This window comes from Candidatus Kryptonium thompsonii (genome assembly GCF_001535985.1).
Taxonomy (GTDB): domain Bacteria; phylum Bacteroidota; class Ignavibacteria; order Kryptoniales; family Kryptoniaceae; genus Kryptonium; species Kryptonium thompsonii.
On sequence record NZ_CZVS01000086.1, the window covers coordinates 17793 to 37039 of the forward strand.

Below are 19247 nucleotides of genomic sequence, written 5' to 3' on the forward strand. Positions count from 1 at the left end.
GAAAAATGTTTAAAGAATTCTTAAATTCAGGTGATAATAGATTCAGTAAAAGCGACAAAAAAATGAGAAAACCTCAATTCAACAACGGCAATAACGATGATTTCAACTGGGGAAAGGTGACAAGAGTCATTCTAAGCTGGTTGATAATTATCTCGGCTGTTTTCGCACTTATGATTTGGTTCAGAGGAAACCAAAAACTTGAATATGAGATTACATTTGATCAGTATCAGCAATTTTTGAAAGCTGGAAAAATTAAAGAAGCAATTGTAAAGAAAACCGATGTAAATAATTTCGATTTTCATGGCGTTCTTAAAGAACCTGAAGAAATGGTAACGGTCGATGGTAAAAAAGTTAGAAGTGATAGGTTCGTTGTGTTCCTGCCCAATGCTTCTGATTCAAGAGTCATAGATGAATGGACACGAAGAGGGATCAAGTTTAATTTCGTCAAGGAAAGTGATCAATGGCTAAATGCTCTTTTAAGTATAATTCCGTGGGTTTTGCTGATTTTCATTTGGTTCTTGATAATGAGGCGAATGCAAGGAACAACCACGAAAAACATTTTTACATTTGGAAAGAGCAGAGCCCGAATTGTAACAAAGTAACTATGCTTAAAGATTTCGGGTTTTTAAGCATGATTAGGTTTTTGATGAAGCAAAGGAAGAATTAAAAGAAATAATAGAATTTCTGAAAGACCCTGCAAGGTTTCAACGGCTTGGAGGTAAAATTCCAAAGGGTGTTCTATTGCTTGGACCTCCAGGCACTGGTAAAACACTCCTCGCAAAAGCAGTTGCCGGGGAAGCTGGAGTGCCATTTCTCTCAATAAGTGGTGCTGAATTTGTTGAAATGTTCGTTGGTGTTGGAGCAAGCAGAGTAAGGGATCTTTTCGATCAAGCTAAAAAACTTGCACCATGCATTGTTTTTATAGATGAAATTGATGCAGTTGGAAGACATAGAGGTGCGGGACTTGGTGGAGGACATGATGAAAGAGAGCAAACCTTAAATCAACTTCTTGTTGAAATGGATGGATTTGAGGAAAACAGTGGAATAATTGTAATCGCTGCAACAAATAGACCTGATATACTTGATCCGGCACTTCTAAGACCAGGGAGATTTGATAGACAAATTGTTGTTGATAGACCAGATGTAAGAGGACGCCTCGAAATTTTAAAAGTCCACACCAGAAGACTACCTCTTGCGCCGGATGTAAACCTTGAGGTTATAGCAAAATCAACCCCTGGGTTTTCAGGTGCTGACCTTGCAAACCTTGTAAACGAAGCTGCGTTACTTGCAGCAAGGAAAAATCATGATCTCGTCACAATGCAAGACTTTGAAGAAGCCAAAGATAAAGTGATGATGGGAATTCAAAGAAAGAACATCGCAATATCCGAACGCGAGAAAAGAATAACAGCATATCACGAATCTGGACATGTACTTGTCGCGAAAATGTTACCTGAAGCTGACCCAGTTCACAAAGTTACAATAATTCCACGTGGCAGAGCCCTTGGCGTCACAACCTATCTTCCTATAGATGAAAGACATACTTACTCAAAAGAATACCTTGAAGCAATGATAACCTACGCCCTTGGAGGAAGAGCAGCTGAAAAAATAGTCTTCAATTCTCTCACAACAGGCGCTGCTGATGATCTTGAAAAAGCTACGACAATCGCCAGGAAAATGGTATGCGAATGGGGAATGAGTGAACGACTTGGACCATTAACATATGGGACAAAAGAGGAAGAGATTTTTCTTGGCAAGGAAATAACAAGACACCAAAATTACAGTGAACAAACCGCTGTTCTAATCGATGAGGAAGTTAAGAGAATTGTCACAAGCTGTATGGAAAGGGCGGAGAAAATCTTGATGGATAACATAGATGCACTTCATCGCCTTGCAAATGCACTTCTTGAAAGAGAAACTCTAACGGGAGAAGAAATAGATAAAGTCATAAAAGGAGAAGAACTGCCACCCATACAAAAGAAAGCTAATGGCCAAGATGAAACAGCTTCAAGAGTATCTGCAGATTCTAAACCAAAAGATTAATGAGAAATTCGAAGCGCCAAACTACTCTGAATCACTAATAGACATTAATCAAAACATAGACAGAAATTACAAAGCTGAATATATCCGCAAGGCGATACACCAGTTCTCAATGTTAATCCCTGTGATTTACTATTTTACCCCGCGTGATCTTGCCATAAAAATTTTAATTCTTTTAACCCTTGCCTTCATCTCAGCTGATATAGCAAGATATTATAATCCAACGATTCAAAAGCTCTTTTATAAATTTTTTGGCTTTATACTTCGTCAGCATGAAAGAGACCATAAGATGAAAAATTTAAACGGCGCGACATGGGTTTTCATCTCAGCGCTTGTCTGCGTCATAATATTCCCAAAATTTATCGTTATAAATGCCTTTGCCATTCTAATACTTTCTGATGCAAGCGCAGCTGTCTTTGGCAGAAAATTTGGAAAGCATAAATTTTTCAAAAAATCACTTGAAGGAACAATTGCCTTTATCTTGGCATCAATCCCGGTCGTTTTGTTAGCTCCAAAAGTTCAAAATTTGCCCGGCGAATATGTCATAACAATGATTTCAGCAATAGTTGGTGGAATCATAGAAGCTGCATCAATCAACCTCAAAGTTGACGATAATCTTTTAATTCCCGCAAGCATAGGTGCAACTATGTGGATTCTTTATTCAATCTTTTACCCGAATCTCGATCTATACTTCTTAAAATAAATCCTTACAACCATGAGAAAAATCTTTCTTATTTTCTTTATCTCCCTTCTAATCATCTCATGCTCAACATTAAAACCCAAAGCAACAGGCGATGAAACAGAAATCATAACCTATGTTGACTCACTTCTTTATTCACAAATCGAACGAGATTTAAAATTTGTGTTCCACCGTCTGATTTATACACCGCAACCGGAAAGTTTATTTGCCATAAAACCTGAATTTCAAATCTATTCCATAGATAAGCTCAAATATCGAAAGAACTTGATGTTCGTTTCAACGCTCGACGATAAAAGCGATATAGGATTATATATACTTAACATGCTTGATCCCGCCTCAAAAGAACTTGTTCAAAAAGATTCAGCCTACATCTTCATAAAAAATGACTTATGGAGCAAAGGGCAAATTGTTTTAATCCTTATAGCAAAGGATAAAGAAACACTTTTAAAGCATCTAAGAAAAGATAGAAACGAAATTTACATTTACTTCAGAGACGAATTTTTTAGACGGGAAATGAACGCAATAATCTCGGAAGGGCACAATAAAAAAGACATAGAGAAATATCTCCTCGAAAAATACAACTGGAAAATTTTTGTACAGCACGATTATTACATCGCTAAAGATTCAGCCCAAGAAAAATTTGTCTGGTTAAGAAGAAGAACACCAGAAGACATGGAAAGATTTATCTTTGTTCACTGGATCGACTCTGTTTATGATCCGTATAAATTCTTCAATCAAGTATGGATAGCAAATAAAAGAAATGAAATAACAAAAAAATTTTACAGAACAACACGAGATGATGCATGGGTTGTGATTGCAGATGATCCCGAGAGCATAAAATACCTTTACTTCTTCCCAGTGAATTTCAATGGTAGATATGCTATAAGAGTTCAAGGTCTGTGGAGATTCAACGACTTCACAGGTGGAGGTCCGTTCATTTCTTATGTTTTTTACGATTCAACTCAAAAGAGAATTTACTTCCTCGATGGCTCAATTTTCGCACCCCGATACGAGAAGAAAAAACTCATTATTCAAATAGATGCCATCCTACACACTTTTAAAACCGCCAGCGAAATAAAAGGATAATCTGTAACATTTAATTCAAATCCCCCGTATTACATCTACAGAAAAACAAAAAAGCTAAAATCATTGATGAAAACGAAATTTTTAATTTTTATCTTCACTGGTTTAGCATTTGCTGGCGGTTTGCTTCTCTGCTCCAACATGAAAACGAAAGAAATAACAACTGAATATGATTTAGATACGGTTGATGAGCTAAAAATTTCAAAATCGTTCAAGGCAAGCCCGGATTTAAATCTTTATATCGAATCTGAGGTTGCGGATGTACTAATTCAATCGCATGAAGAGGACAGAATTGATGTCGATTTTTATGTCAAGGGCTTAGAGGAAAAGTTGAAAGAATTTAATATTTCATTTGAAGAAAACGAAAAGAGCCTAACGATTAAAGTCAAAAGAAAGAAAAAAATCAGATGGTTCGATTTCACCGATCTCTTTGACTTCTTTAACCGAGAGTGGTATGAGTCTGCGAGGCTTGTTGTAAATGTACCTAAAAAATTATCCACTGTGAATATTAAAGCTTCGGGAGGAGATGTCAAGGCTTCAAATATTGATGCCGACTTTGATATTTACTCATCAGGTGGGGATATTTATGGAGAAGGCATTAATGGACCGATCTACGCCTCTTCAGCAGGGGGTGATATAAGACTTAAAAATTGCGCTAACTCGGCTGAGATAAAAACATCCGGTGGCGATATCTTTATCAACGATTATCAGGGGTCGCTTGAGTTGAAATCATCAGGCGGTGATATCACTGTAAATAAATTATCTGGTCATGTCACCGCATCTTCAGCTGGAGGCGATATAAAAGTTGATTTTTTAAAACCGTCAGGAACAACGAGATTATCCTCAGCGGGCGGGGATATAAAAATTTATGCTCCTTCAAACCTGAATGCTTATGTCGATTTCAAAACCTCAGGCGGAGATATAAAGATTGATTTTCCAATAAATATCGAAACAAAAACGCATTCTGAACTAAAAGGTTGGATTGGGAAGCCAAATTCAGGTGTAATTATTGAAGCATTGACATCTGGAGGAGATGTAGAACTAATTTCAAGAGAGCTTGAGATTTAGAATACAAGAAAAATTAGCGCGCCTGGAGGGACTCGAACCCCCAACCCGCGGATCCGAAGTCCGCTGCTCTGTCCAATTGAGCTACAGGCGCGTAGTTTTATTTCTTTCAAAAATCAATCTTGCAAACTCAATATCCTCAGGCGTGGTTATCTTTATGTTTTCGTATAAACCTTCAACAACCTTCACTTTGATACCGAGCCGTTCAACAAGGGCTGAATCATCCGTTGCATAAAAAGAATCCGTATAAGCTTTTTTGTATGCCTGCTGTAAAATTGTATAATAAAACGCCTGTGGCGTTTGAACAAGCCACAAAGAATTTCTATCAAGCGTTTTTTCAACAAAACCGTTTTCTCCACCAAGCTTAACTGTCTCCTTGGGGCGAACTGCAAGAACCGCTGCTCCTGTTTCTTTACACGCTGAAATTACTTCGCAAATTTTTTCACAGGTTATGAAAGGTCTTACTGCATCATGAACGACGACGATTTCAGTATGATGATAAACCATCATTTGTAAGGCGTTATAAACCGAATCCTGTCTTTCATTACCACCAATCGTAACCTCAACAACTTTAGTTATGTTAAATTTTTTAACCATATTTTCAACCTCAAGCAAAATCTCAGGTGCCGTTGCTATGATTATCGCATCTATACAACTACAGTTTTGAAATTTCTCAAGCGTATGAATTAAAATCGGCTTGCCAGATATCTCTATCAACTGTTTATGTATCCCAGCATTTATCCTTTTACCATACCCTCCAGCTGGGATTATCGCAGTTACCTTCAATCTTTATTCTCTTTTTGTTTCTCGTTTTCGGCGATGTAGTCAATATGAAAGATAAAATCTGGAAACTTTTTTGGCAAATTTATGATGTTATAAACCATTACCCCAGTTGATAACCTATCAATCCATGACGAAAGTGGCCAACCGAAATGAATATGAATTTTCTTCTCAGGCGGAACCTCATACTTTATTGTGTTAAGCAAACCAACCATCATATCAAACAAACTCATCCTCGGCTGGATTGAAATCCAAAAATGCCTTGAAGAGATTCTTTCGGGCTTATCAAGACGTGGCGAGTAAAAACTGACATAAATTGCGTCTTTATTCACATTTTCAATATCCTCTTTAGGCCTCTTGAAATGTATATGGACTTCATCAGATTCAGTCTCCGCAATTGCAAACACTACATCCATGGGGCTATCGGTAATCCGTCTTATTGGAATTTCTGGGGCTCTAAATCTCGAAATTCTAAACCCAGCAAACAAAAAGAATAGAGTCATAAAAAGCCAGAGCAGCGCACCATAAATGCGATTCAAAACTATGTAAACGAAGATGCTAAATGTCACAATGAAAAGAAGCAAAGTACCTGTTCTTGATGTGTGATATGTTATTTCTTTCGTTCCCATGCGATAACGATAAATAACAAGTGAGCCAATGTTAATTGAAAAGCTTGCGACAAGTCCAACCGCATACATCTCAGCAAGCATAGCTTGGCTTCCACTTGTTATAAAAAGTATAACTGAATAAAAGATCGCATTAAAAATATGTATTCTGTAAAGTGAGCCCCGACGATTTAATTTCATCATCCATGGGAAATTATATCTCTCGCATATTTTCTCTATTAACTCCGAAGAAGCAACCATCGCAGTATTAACAGCCATTATCAATGTTATGCTCGCAAGGGCACTAACAATTATTCCAAACCAATAACCATTAACCCTCTCTGCAAAAGTTGGGATTAAATCGGTCTCATGTTTTTCAAGATCAATATTTGATGAAAGAGCAAAGAGAGCAATAAGTGGAGTCACTATCCCAACGGTGAGAGCAAGAAAAATGTAGGCTTTTCTTATATCGTGCCAGCTCTTAACAAGTGATGCGGTTTGAAGAACTGATTCAATTCCAGAATATGCAAGGATACAGCTCCCTATCCCAGTGACGAGATTCGCATAAGATTTAAAAATTGAAGCTTCATTGATATCAGAAAGAAAAAGAGAAAATGATTCTTCAACTTTCACCAACGAAGATTGCTCAAAGTCCAAAATGGCTCCAGCAACTAAATTTAAAAGCACGAATGAAGCGAAAATAAAAATTGCAAATGTAAATTTTGCGTTTTCCCTTATACCAAGTATGTTAAGACCAGCTATAAACCAAACGACAAGAATTTTCAATAAAAATTTTAAATGAGATGGAATCAATATAAATGCAAGGCCGTTTTCAACAGCGCTTACAGTTGAGATCGAAGCTGTTAAGATATACACAACAAGTATTGAAGCAACCGCTATGAAAGAAATTGTCGGACCAAGGACAAGATACGAGAATGAATAAACCCCGCCACCTTTTATACCATGAACTTCAAGAATTTCCGCTATTTCGACCATTCGAGTTGAAAGAAAACGAATGAAAAGAGAAGTAAGGGCAATATAAACAATCGCCTTTATACCAATAAATCTGTACGCCTCAAAAGGAGCATAATAAATAGATGTAAGCTCATCCATCAAAGTTATAATAGCAACGGCAAACCATGTTATCCACCAACGCCCCGAGTCGAAATAACTTAATAAATTCTTCTTTTTAACAAGGTTAACGAAAACAAAAAAGATCAAAAGATTTATAACAATAAAAACAAAGGTTCTCATTGGAGGGTGAAAGGTTAGTTTTAGACTATAAGCATTGCATCCCCATAGCTCAAAAATCTATATCCACTTTTGATGGCATGTTTATACGCCTGCATTAAAAGATCAAGCCCTGCAAATGCAGCAGTAAGAATAAGCGGCGTTGATTCAGGCATATGAAAGTTGGTTATAAGTTTATTAACGATCTTAAAATCATAGGGTGGATAAATAAACTTGTCGGTCCATCCTTTATAAGGTTTAACATGACCATCAGCGGTTACACTTGACTCAAGGGCTCTAACAACGCTTGTTCCAACAGCAACTACGCTTTTTCTTTTATCAATTGTTTCATTTATCATGCGAGCACTTTCAGGCGAAATTTCAAAGTATTCTGAATCCATCCTATGTTTGCTTAAATCTTCAACCTCAATTTTTCTAAATGTTCCAATCCCAATATGAAGGACAATTGGGACAATTTTAACTCCTTTTTTCTCAATTCTCTTAAGCAATCTCGTTGTAAAATGTAATCCCGCCGTCGGAGCTGCAACCGAGCCGATAACCTCAGCATATACAGTTTGATACCATTCTTTGTCGCCTTCCTCTGGCTGTCTTTTTATATAAGGTGGGAGCGGAACTAAACCGTACTTCTCCACAAACTTAAAGAAATCACCTTCATAATGAAACTTTAATGTCCTCCCGCGCGAAGTTGTATTATCAATGACCTCACAATACACTTCGTTATTATCACCAAAATAAATTTTGTTTCCGATTCTAACTTTTCGAGCTGGCTCAACAAGAACATCCCATAAATGCTCCTCAGGATTTAACTCCCGAAGCAAAAGTATCTCAATTTTTGCACCTGTCTTTTCCTTTCGCCCAATTAATTTTGCTGGAAAAACCTTAGTTTTGTTCACAACGAGAGAGTCTCCTTCCTCAAGGTAATCAATTATATCAGTGAAAACCTTATCCTCAAATGTTTTCGTCTTCCTGTCGACAACAAGCAACCTTGCACTATCTCTTGGCTCAACTGGATATTTCGCAATCAAATGCTTCGGAAGCTGATAGTTAAATTCTGAAAGTTTCATGATACTCTAAAGCTTAAATTTTTAAATTTAAAAGCGGGGGTAAACTCCCCCGCCAATTTTTTACTTTGCTTTAACTTTAGCCTTTCCTTTGGATCTTTGTTTAACCTTGCTCACAGCTTTCTTATTTGTCTTCTTCACCGATACTTTCTTAATCCCATCATAAAGTAACGCAGCTCTTGCAGCAGCAAGTCGCGCTATAGGAACACGATATGGTGAACAACTTACATAATCAAGTCCAATCCTATGGCAAAACTCAATCGTCGCGGGATCACCACCGTGCTCTCCACAAATTCCAATCTTCAAGTTTGGTCTTACCGAGCGACCTTTTTCAACTCCAATTCGCATCAATTCTCCAATTCCTTTTACATCAATCGTCTGGAATGGGTCCTTATCGTAAATTCCGAAGTCAAGATATTTATAAATGAATTTTTCATAGTCATCCCTTGAAAGTCCCATACCCATCTGCGTTAAATCGTTTGTCCCAAATGAGAAGAACTCAGCAACGGTTGCTATTTCATCCGCAGTTATAGCTGCCCTTGGAACCTCGATCATCGTACCAACCGAATATTCAACTTTAACACCCTTTTCTTCCATAACCTTTTCAGCGACTTCACGAACGATCTTCTCTTGATTTTTAAGCTCATTCACATGACCAACAAGTGGTATCATTATCTCTGGTTTGACTTTTATTCCCTCTTTGGCTGCATCACAGGCTGCCTCTATAATAGCTCTCGTTTGCATCGCCGTAATCTCTGGATAGACAATTCCAAGTCGGCAACCTCTAAAACCAAGCATCGGGTTGAATTCCTTAAGCTCAGCAATTTTCCTTCGAATTTTTTCTTCTGGTATTCCCGTCTTCTCAGAAAATTCTTTTATTTCTTCATCTGTATGTGGTAAAAATTCATGCAGTGGTGGATCAAGCGTCCTTATCGTCACTGGCCTATCACCCATAACCTTAAAAATCCCGTAAAAGTCAGCCCTCTGCAAAGGCAAAAGTTCATTTAAAGCTGCCTCTCTTTCTTCCTTTGTATCTGCAAGTATCATTTTTCTCATTGAGATGATTCTATCCCCCTCAAAGAACATATGTTCAGTTCTTGTCAATCCAATTCCTTCAGCCCCAAATGCAACCGCAACCTCTGCTTGTTTTGGAAGATCAGCATTAGTTCTGATCCTCAACCTTCTTACTTCATCAGCCCATTTCATTAGCTTTTCAAATTGTTTATAAACAGGGGCTTTCTCAGGGTCAAGTGTCTTCTCAACAAGAACCTGTAAAACTTCACTTGGCTTTGTGGTTATTTTCCCAAGTATAACTTCACCCGTTGAACCATCGATTGAAATGTAATCCCCTTCTTTTATAACCTGACCATTAACTCTTATCTCTTTCTTAACATAATCAATATCAAGAGCTCCGCACCCAACAACGCAAACCTTCCCCATTTGCCTTGCAACAAGTGCTGCGTGTGATGTCATGCCACCACGCGATGTTAATATACCTTCAGCAGCGTACATGCCTCTTATATCGTCCGGCGAAGTTTCTATTCTTGTTAAGATAACCTTTTCACCACGCCTTGCCCATTCTTCGGCGTCTTCGGAATGAAAAACAACTCTACCAGTCGCAGCACCCGGACCTGCTGGCAATCCCTTTGCAAGCAAACGCCCATTCTTAATTGCTGATTCCTTTTCAACGGCATCAAAAATTGGCCTTAAAAGATGATTCAAGGCATCTGGCTCTATTCTCAACAAAGCCTCCTCTTTCGTTATCAACCCTTCCTCAACCATATCAACTGCTATTCTTATCGCAGCAAACCCCGTTCTCTTTCCAGCACGCGTTTGCAACATGTAAAGTTTTCCACGCTCTATTGTAAACTCAATATCTTGCATATCTTTTAACCTACTCTCGAGAATTTTCCTTACCTCGAGAAGTTGTTCATAAACATGCGGCATAACTTCTTTCAATTTTGAAATCGGAAGTGGTGTTCTTATCCCCGCGACTACATCCTCACCCTGGGCATTCATCAAAAATTCACCATAAAACTCATTCTCACCTGTAGCGGGATTTCTCGTAAACGCAACTCCTGTCCCAGAATCATCACCCATATTTCCAAAAACCATCGTTTGAACATTTACAGCTGTACCCATATCATCCGAGATGTTATAAATTTTTCTATAAGCAATAGCCCTTGGATTCATCCATGATCTGAAAACAGCACCGATTGCTCCCCATAATTGTTCCCACGGGTCTTCTGGAAATTCAACTCCTCTTTTTTTCTTTATCAAATCTTTAAACTCATAAACAAGCTCTTTCAAATCATCTGCGGTAAGATCAATATCATGCTCCACACCTTTGGCTTTCTTTTTCTCCTCAATCAAAACCTCAAATGGGTCTCTTTCTTCTTTGGTTTCAGGCTTCAAACCAAGAACAACATCACCATACATTTGAACAAATCTTCTATACGCATCCCATGCAAATCTTTCATTGCGCGTTTGCTCAATCAAACCCTTAACAGTTTCGTCATTTAATCCAAGATTTAAAATCGTATCCATCATCCCAGGCATTGAAACTGGAGCTCCTGATCTGACAGAAACAAGAAGTGGATTTTTAGGATCACCAAATTTTCTCCCAACAAGTTTTTCAACCTTTGCAAGTGCTTTTTTAACTTGTTCCTCAAGGCCCTTTGGATATGTTTGATTATGCTTGTAATAATAACTGCAAACTTCCGTCGTAATTGTAAACCCAGGTGGCACAGGCAAACCAATGTTTGTCATCTCAGCAAGATTTGCACCTTTACCCCCAAGAAGTTTCTTCATCTCAGCCGTTCCCTCAGCCTTACCGCCACCAAAAAAATAAACATATTTTTTTGCCATTGTGCTAACTCCAAGTTTATTTTTGAATTATCGAATTTATAAATGCATCAAGCAAATTTTTTGAAAAATGCTTCGGGAATCTTTCATCCTCTCAGGATGCCATTGTACAAGCAAAACAAATCTATCATCCCCAGCCCACTCAAGCCCTTCAATCACACCATCGCTACACTTTGCATTTATACGCAAGTTTTCACCGACCCTATCTGCCGACTGATGATGACTGCTGTTTACAATTCCCCCTTTCTCTCCTACAATTTTAAATAACTTCGAGTCTTCAAAAACAAAAACATCATGCAATCTGTCTTCCCCAGTGTTTTCATCTTTACGATGGTTCGTTCCAACGACCGTCTGAATATCAAAAATCAAACTCCCACGCAAATAAACATTTGTCAACTGTAATCCCCTACAAATCCCAAGAATTGGCAAATTCTTAGAAAAAGCAATGTCAAGTAGTTTAAACTCAAACCAATCCCTCTCACGATTATACTTATCACCCTCTCTTTCTGGCTCACCGTAAAACTCTGGATGAACATCATCGCCACCTGTAAGCAAAAGAGCATCACACTTCTTCAATTCCCCAGCGTTAAGTTCTTTATATGACAAAACTACTGGCTCAACTTCAACAGGCGCCATTTTCAACCAGTTGATATAATTTTCAAGCTTGCTATCGCAATAAGAAACCCCTACCTTTATCATTTAAATCAACCCTAAAAGCTTTTGTTTTAAACTTTCCTCCCCATTTAAAAATTTCACTTGAATCCTCGCATAAAAAAAAGGAAATTTTTCCAACTCCTTCACATTGAATAACCTCGCATAATCCTTTTCAGTTGTGATGATAAACTCCGCTTTTGTCGTTTCCAAGATGTTGATCAACTTCTCAATATCCCGCCAATTATACCTGTAGTGATCGGGAAACTCAAAATCTTTTTCGATTATAAAATTATTGTCTTTCAATAGTTTTATAAATTTTATATGTTTTCCGATACCTGAAAAAGCTATTATTTTCTTACCTTCAAACTCTTCTTTGCTTAAAATATAATCAAAAAATTTCCGTATTTCAAGAAGCTCATAGTCAAAATTCGCTATTACTTTATTTCCGTCGAGATAGCGCTTACACTTATCTGCTTTTCCGATATCACCCCAAACACATACTACATCCGCCCTTTTCAGCGAAGAAAATGGCTCTCGTTTTAATCCAGCTGGAATTAAAAACTCCCCAAGTTCATCACCTGAAATAATCACGATATCAACATCCCTATATAAATCTCTCCTTTGGAAACCATCATCAAGTAAAAAAACATCAACTTCAAACTTTTCAAGAATTTTTAACCCAGCAGAATATCTATCTTCGCAAACCGCAACAATCCAACCCAGCTTCTCTTCAATTGATTTCAAAGCCATCTGAAATGGCTCATCACCACACTCATCTGGATTTGCAAAAATCTTTACTCCATCCGTTACAAGAACAAAGCCCTTGGTTCTCCTTTTGTATCCACGACTTAAAATCGCAACTCTTTTCCCAAGGGAAGAAAAATATCGTCCAATCCACTCAACCATTGGAGTTTTACCTGTTCCCCCAGCCATTATATTTCCAACTGAAACAACAGGTCGTGGAAGTTTTTTAACCTTAAAAATTCCCCATTCATAAAATAAATTTCTAATTACAACCGCCAATCCATAAAAAAGCGAAAGGGGAAATAAAAAATACCTTAAATTTCGCCACGCTTTAAAAAAAGTTCTGTTCATAAACACTAAACTCAACACAATTTTGAGATAATCCTTTCGGCAACGATCTCAGAAGCCGTCCTGCCGTCGGTTTCAAGAGCAAGCAGTTGCTTGATTTTTAAAAGTTCATTTCTCACACTCTGATACAAATTCTCATCCAAGAGATATCTTTCAACCTCACTTAAAATTTTTTCCTTCGTGAAATCATTCTGAATTAATTCAGGGACAACCTTTCTGTTAAGCACTATGTTTGGAAGGGCGATACTTTCAATTACATCTGTCTTAATAAGGGTTTTACCAATGATATAGTTTAAAAACGAAGTTTTATAGCACACAATCATAGGTATGCCAAGTATTCCAGCCTCAAGCGATGTTGTTCCACTTTTAACAATAGCAATGTGAGAAAACTTTAAAAGCAAATGAGAGTCTTCAACAAATTTAAACTTATCAAATCTTTCCCCAACAATCTTTCTTATTTCGGATTCATTAACTGATCTCGCTTTGCTAAAGATAACCTCAACATCAAAATTTTTTATTACCTCAGCGGCATCCATCATTGTTTCGAGCATCATCCTTACCTCATGGGTTCTGCTCCCCGGAAAAAATGAAACAATTTTTTTCTTTTCAATTTCATACTTATCAAAAAAATCTTCGGCTTTTAAAAATTCCACCTCTTTCAAATCCTCAAGAAGTGGATGCCCAACAAACTCAGCCTTAACTTTATATCTTCTGAAAAATTCCTCCTCAAACCTAAATATAACAAAGAGTTCATCGACATAATTTCTCAAAATGTTAACCCTTCCCCTTCCCCACGCCCAAACTTGTGGAGCAATATAATAAAAAACCTTAAATCCATTTTCCTTGGCAAACTTAGCAAATCTTAAATTAAAACCTGGGTAATCAACAAGCAAAACAGCATCAGGTTTACGACTTAACAATGCGTCTTTGCATAAATTTTCAAAATGTATAATTTTTTTTAAATTTTTGAGCACATCGACAAAACCAATGAAGGATATCGCCGAGATATCATAAATTATCTCAACCCCACATTTTCGCATCTTTTCCCCACCGACTCCGAAAATTTCAAACTCAGGGTTAATTTTTTTAATCGCACAGGCAACCTTACCAGCGTGCAAATCACCCGAAGCTTCGCCGGTCACTACCATCAATCTCTTCATGACTTTACGAAGTTGAAAGGTTATTTTTTAAGAGAAAAATAAAAACATTTAAAAATGTGACGCCGAAGAATGCTTGTAAGGTTCTTCGCTCCGATCTCAATGCTTCCTTTAAATCAAACTTTAAATTTCCAGCAAACTCATATTTTTTTAATCTCGGTATAAACCTTGGAACATTATTGAAATATCGCTCGTATTCATCGGCAAATGTTTTGCTCAAATACTCTTCCTCAAGCGTTACGATTAAATAGTATTGAATAAAAAAATAAACTAAACCAGCAATTTGAAAATATGGAAAAAGAGCCATCGACATAACACCAAAGCCGAGATAAATTAGCATATTCCCAATGTAAAGCGGATTACGAACATAAGCATAAGGTCCATTCGTAACAAGTTTACTCCCACCAACTGGACCTGTCGTCCTCGTTTCAGATCCAGCATATCCAACTCCCCAAATTCTTATCAATTCACCCACCAAAGCAATGATAAAACCAACCACTAAACTTAACAAAGTTGGATTTGCAAAAATGACCATGACGATCAGGAATGGAATTGGGGTATAACTTCTGTAGGAAAAAATCTTCTGTCTGAAGTCAGAGCTCACTGTAGATTAACCCTTTTATTTAAAAATTATTCCCTTGTAAAAACCTCTCTCCGTTTTAACTCCGCCTGCCACCTCTTGCGCAGTTTCTTTCGACCGCTCAAAAACCTCTCAAACTGCTCCATCACATCCTTAAATGTTTCAAACTCATAAACAGGAATGTTTTTGGCTCTGCAATATTTCAACAACTCTTTCTTTCCAAAGACAACATCAGCATACTCCACAGGACATCTATCCGAATATCCATCGCCAATATAAACAATTATATCTTCATCCCCTGAAAGCGTCAACATATGGTTTCGTTTACAATTGCCACAAATACGGCAAACTGAATCAGGATAAGGAAAAGCAAGATTTACTCTCCCGTCCTCAACCCATAACCTGTTAGAGAAGAACTTAACATCGGATAAATTATATTTTTCAAGAATTCTCCTTATGTAAAAATCAAATCCATCGCTTAAAATAAAAATCTCAATCCCCTTTCCCTTCGCCCATTTCACAAACTCAACAAAATAAGGATCAATCTCCTGCGAGAGCATTAACTTTTCAGCCTCTTCCTTATTAACTCTGACTCTCTCTACAGCCCTTTCCCACATTTCAATAGAAGAAATCTCATAATCACGCCATTTCTTAACAAGCTCCAAATAATACTCTTTATCTCCAAATGTCTCGAAAAATAAATCCCCAACATCGTTTTTTGTTATAGTCCCGTCAAAATCGCAAAAGACTTTGATGTTCATACTCAACCCTGCTCAACTCCTTGTTTAAATCTGACCGATACTATTTTGGAAACCCCTTCTTCTTCCATTGTCACACCGTAATATGTATCAGCTGCCTCCATTGTCTTTTTATTATGCGTAACTATGATAAACTGTGTGTCTTTAGAAAAGACTTTTAAAAGATTTATAAACCTATCAATGTTTGCGTCATCAAGTGGCGCATCAACCTCATCAAGAACACAGAATGGACTTGGTTTAACAAGGTAAATAGCAAACAAAAGTGCTATAGCAGTTAATGTCTTTTCACCAGCTGATAAAAGGTCAATTGATTGCAACCTCTTACCCTTCGGCTTTGCCATTATCTCTATTTTTGATTCAAGCGGATCGATTCTCCCATCTTCATCAGGAAGGAGCCTTAAATCCGCTTCACTCTCAGGTCCAAAAAGCGTCTCAAATGTCTTTTTGAAATTTTCTCTTATCTTCTCAAATGTCTCAAGAAACTTTCTCTCCGCAGTCGTGTTTATCTCCTCAATTGTTTCTTTCAGCGTCTTCTCGGATTCAAGTAAATCTTCCCTCTGCGATAGTAAAAATTCAAGTCTTTTCTTTTCCTCTTGATAATCATTAAAAGCAAGTAAATTCACTGGTCCAAGAAGTTTCAACTTCGCCTTTAAATTTTCAACTTCCTCCTTTAAAACCGCAATGTTATAATTTTCAAATTCCTTATATTCAAGCTCAATCTGATATTCTTCCCTTGCCCTCTCTTTTAGATTTTGCATTCTCAATTTTATTTCGTTTATCTTCATCTCAATATCATGTGTTGCGCTAATATATTCTTCATACTTTGCTCTCTCCTCCCTAATTTTTCTTTCCAAGCTTTGAATTTCAGCTACTTTTTCACTGTGTTGAGATTGAACCTCTTTTAACCTTTCCCGAAGCATTGAAATTTCTTCCTCAAGCATTTTATGTTTATCATTCAACTCAACAAGATTAGATTCGATATTCTCGATCTGAAGCTTCACCTCTTCGATCTCAATATCATATTCACTTATTTTTGAAGAAACCCTTGCAATTTCATCCTCCAACCGTTTTATCTCCGACTCAAGATTTTTCTCTTCATTTTCAATTGAAACAAGATTGATATTGAGCTCGGTCAAGTACTTCGCTTTTAAACTCCACTCCCTTTCAAGAGCCTCAAACTCAGAAGTTGCGATGGAAAGATCATACTCAATTTTCTCTTTTTCCTTTTCAAGGAGCACAACTTCGCCCTCAAGAGATGTCAAAACCTCCGAAAGCGTGCTCATTTCCTTTTCAATTTCGATTTTCTCCCTATCAATATTAGCAATGCTTTCCAGCGCCTTTGTTTTTCTATATTCCAATTGATTTATTATCTTTTCAACTTCAGTGACGGAGACTTGTATATTTTTCACAACATCGGACAATTCTTTCAAATTTATAGCATCAATTTCTCGAATTTTTTTATCAACCTCGTTTTGAATGCGATTTAGCTCATTCTTAAGTCTTTCTGCCTCCCTTTCAAGGGTTTCAATTTGTTTTCTCTTCCCAATGATACTTTGGGATGAACCATTTGTGCTCCCACCTTTAATTAAACCTTCATCAGTGAAGATCTCGCCCTCAAGCGTTACACACTTAACACTACCATAATTTTTCAAAGCTTCAAACGCCGAACTTCTATCCTTCACAACTATAAATTCATCGAGCAGAAGATCTATCACCTTTTTAAATTTCCTTTCACACGAAACTATCTCATTCGCCCAACCAATTATTCCGTCACCTCGAACCGGCAAATTCGAAGCATAATTTTCGCGAATTTTATCAAGACAAATAAATGTAACTTTGCTTTTATTTTGAGATTTTAAAACATCAATGGCTTTTTCAGCCTCCTCAACAGTATCAACGATCAAATAACCAGCTGATTCCCCAAGCGCTGATTCAATGGCAAGTGAAAATTCAGGTTCAACTTCAATCACATCGGAAACACTTTTAAAATTTGAATTATAATTCTGTACAAGGAATTGAGCGCCCTCCGGCAAATCGACATGTTTTTCAACCAACTCTCTCAAAAAATCAATCTTCGAGATTTTCTTCTCATATTCATTTTGAATCTCAAACGATTTCCTTTGCAACTCTTCAATCTCAGTTTCCAAGCTTTTTCTTAAAATTTCCATCTCGTTGAATATCCTTTCAGCGTTTGCTAGTTCATTCAAAAGCGTTGCTCTTTTTTCAAAGCAAGTGTTCAACTCGATTTCGGCTTCACTTATTTCTTTCTCATATGCCATTCGCTCATCATTTAACAAATCAACTTTCCCTCTGAGATTCTCCGCCCTCGCTTTGATTTTCTCGATTTCGCTTCTCTTGCGCGAAATTTCGTTCATCTTATTAATCAAAGCCTCGTTCAAATTCTTCACAAAGATTCTCTTTTCATCAAGATTCTTCGATATCCCATCAAGTTCTTTCTTCTTCTCACTAAATTCACTTCCTACCTTTTCTTTTTCAATTAAATTGGCATCGTACAATAATCTCTTTTCGTTGACTTTTTGATTTAGCTCGTAAAGCAGATGTTGGGAATTAACTTTATCCTGCGACATTTTTTCAATTCTTTCCATAAGCATTTTCTTCCTTTCCTTCAAAAGAACAATTTCCTGCTCCGTTAAACTTAATTCTCTATTGCTCGTTTCAATTTTCAAATGTATCTCCTCGACCTGCTCCTCAATCGTTTTAAGCTCATTCTTTAACACCTCAAGAATCTGCTCCCCCTTTGAAAGTTCATCACCAACGCTTATTTTTTTACTTCGCTCTCTATTCAATGTTTCCTCAAGATAAATCAAGGTTCTGTGAAATTCAGAAAATTCTTTTTCCAAAAGTTCAATTTCTTTACTTTTCAATTCCTCAAAAATTTGATTGTACTTCTCCGCCTTTTTAGCTTGCCTTTCAAGAGAAGCAACATTTTTCTGAACTTCTCGAATTATGTCATTTATCCTCGAAAGATCTCCTTTGACATCTTCTATCTTTCTAAGAGTTACCTTCTTTCTTTGCTTATATTTAGTTATGCCAGCCGCCTCTTCAAAAAGCTTTCTTCTCTCCTCCGCTTTCTCGCTTAAAAGCGATTCTATCATCTTTAGTTCAATCACCGAATAAGCATTTGCTCCCATCCCGGTATCCGCAAATAGGTCAATTATATCCTTCAATCTGCACGGAACTTTATTAAGAAAATACTCGCTCTCACCGGATCTGAAAATTCGTCTTGTTATTGTAACTTCAGCGTACTCCATTGGAAGTATCCCCTTCGTATTCTCTATCGTGATAGAGACCTCCGCCATTCCGAGTGGTTTTCTGTTCCTTGTCCCATTAAAAATAACATCCTCCATCTTGTCACTCCTTAAAATGCTCGCCCTTTGCTCCCCGAGAACCCATCTTATTGCATCAACTATATTTGTTTTACCGCATCCATTTGGACCAACTATAACTGTTATCCCGCCGTTGAATTTTAACTCAACTTTATGAGCAAATGATTTAAATCCAAATATTTCAAGTCGTGAAAGATACATTTACCCAGGTC

13 protein-coding genes, 1 tRNA gene and 1 pseudogene are annotated in these 19247 nt (G+C 37.2%); 4 read left to right on the top strand and 11 right to left on the bottom strand.

What is annotated here, in order from left to right; translation table 11 throughout:
- The first annotated feature begins 62 nt into the window (after window positions 1-62).
- From ftsH to AWW78_RS10155, 4 genes and pseudogenes are all read left to right on the top strand, one after another.
- Window positions 63-2040 (top strand): annotated as a pseudogene (gene ftsH, locus AWW78_RS10140) (ATP-dependent zinc metalloprotease FtsH).
- Complete coding sequence (locus tag AWW78_RS10145) at window positions 1994-2740, top strand: diacylglycerol/polyprenol kinase family protein (protein ID WP_234697315.1); 747 nt, start codon at window positions 1994-1996, stop codon at window positions 2738-2740. The pseudogene ftsH and the gene AWW78_RS10145 overlap by 47 nt, the downstream one beginning before the upstream one ends.
- Before the next feature lie 12 nt (window positions 2741-2752).
- Complete coding sequence (locus tag AWW78_RS10150; RefSeq protein WP_047133624.1) at window positions 2753-3823, top strand: DUF4837 family protein; 1071 nt, start codon at window positions 2753-2755, stop codon at window positions 3821-3823.
- Window positions 3824-3889: 66 nt separating this feature from the next.
- Window positions 3890-4888 carry a DUF4097 family beta strand repeat-containing protein gene (locus AWW78_RS10155; protein ID WP_047133625.1) on the top strand — a complete coding sequence of 333 codons (999 nt, stop codon included), beginning with the start codon at window positions 3890-3892 and terminating at the stop codon, window positions 4886-4888.
- Between the two features lie 17 nt (window positions 4889-4905).
- On the opposite strand, the gene AWW78_RS10160 is transcribed toward AWW78_RS10155, so the two are convergent.
- The 11 genes from AWW78_RS10160 to smc all read right to left on the bottom strand — a co-directional run bounded on the left by AWW78_RS10160 (window position 4906) and on the right by smc (window position 19236).
- A tRNA-Arg gene (locus AWW78_RS10160) sits at window positions 4906-4979 on the bottom strand.
- The gene (gene ispD / locus AWW78_RS10165) at window positions 4970-5671 is read right to left on the bottom strand and encodes a 2-C-methyl-D-erythritol 4-phosphate cytidylyltransferase (protein WP_047133644.1); all 702 of its coding nucleotides are present in this window, start codon (window positions 5669-5671) and stop codon (window positions 4970-4972) included. The genes AWW78_RS10160 and ispD overlap by 10 nt, the downstream gene beginning before the upstream one ends.
- Entirely contained in the window at window positions 5668-7524 is a 1857-nt protein-coding gene (locus tag AWW78_RS10170; RefSeq protein WP_047133626.1) for an APC family permease, read from the bottom strand. The genes ispD and AWW78_RS10170 overlap by 4 nt, the downstream gene beginning before the upstream one ends.
- A gap of 20 nt (window positions 7525-7544) precedes the next feature.
- Window positions 7545-8585: a tRNA preQ1(34) S-adenosylmethionine ribosyltransferase-isomerase QueA gene (gene queA, locus AWW78_RS10175; RefSeq protein ID WP_047133627.1), complete on the bottom strand. Its 1041-nt coding sequence runs from the start codon at window positions 8583-8585 to the stop codon at window positions 7545-7547.
- A 60-nt stretch (window positions 8586-8645) separates the two neighbouring features.
- Complete coding sequence (gene ppdK / locus AWW78_RS10180) at window positions 8646-11450, bottom strand: pyruvate, phosphate dikinase (protein WP_047133628.1); 2805 nt, start codon at window positions 11448-11450, stop codon at window positions 8646-8648.
- 36 nt (window positions 11451-11486) lie between these two features.
- A complete protein-coding gene (locus AWW78_RS10185; protein ID WP_047133629.1) occupies window positions 11487-12146 on the bottom strand; it encodes a gamma-glutamyl-gamma-aminobutyrate hydrolase family protein in 660 nt (219 codons plus the stop codon).
- Window positions 12147-13196 (bottom strand): tetraacyldisaccharide 4'-kinase, encoded by a 1050-nt coding sequence (gene lpxK / locus AWW78_RS10190; RefSeq protein ID WP_075426280.1) that lies wholly within the window; start codon window positions 13194-13196, stop codon window positions 12147-12149. It abuts the gene before it with no gap.
- A gap of 11 nt (window positions 13197-13207) precedes the next feature.
- Complete coding sequence (gene lpxB, locus AWW78_RS10195; protein WP_047133630.1) at window positions 13208-14353, bottom strand: lipid-A-disaccharide synthase; 1146 nt, start codon at window positions 14351-14353, stop codon at window positions 13208-13210.
- A 4-nt stretch (window positions 14354-14357) separates the two neighbouring features.
- On the bottom strand, window positions 14358-14954 hold the full coding sequence (locus tag AWW78_RS10200; protein ID WP_075426281.1) for a methyltransferase family protein: 597 nt from the start codon (window positions 14952-14954) through the stop codon (window positions 14358-14360).
- A 26-nt stretch (window positions 14955-14980) separates the two neighbouring features.
- Window positions 14981-15691, bottom strand: coding sequence for an MtnX-like HAD-IB family phosphatase (locus tag AWW78_RS10205; protein ID WP_047133631.1), 711 nt, complete (start codon window positions 15689-15691; stop codon window positions 14981-14983).
- 2 nt (window positions 15692-15693) lie between these two features.
- Complete coding sequence (smc, locus tag AWW78_RS10210; RefSeq protein ID WP_047133632.1) at window positions 15694-19236, bottom strand: chromosome segregation protein SMC; 3543 nt, start codon at window positions 19234-19236, stop codon at window positions 15694-15696.
- Window positions 19237-19247 lie beyond the last annotated feature (11 nt).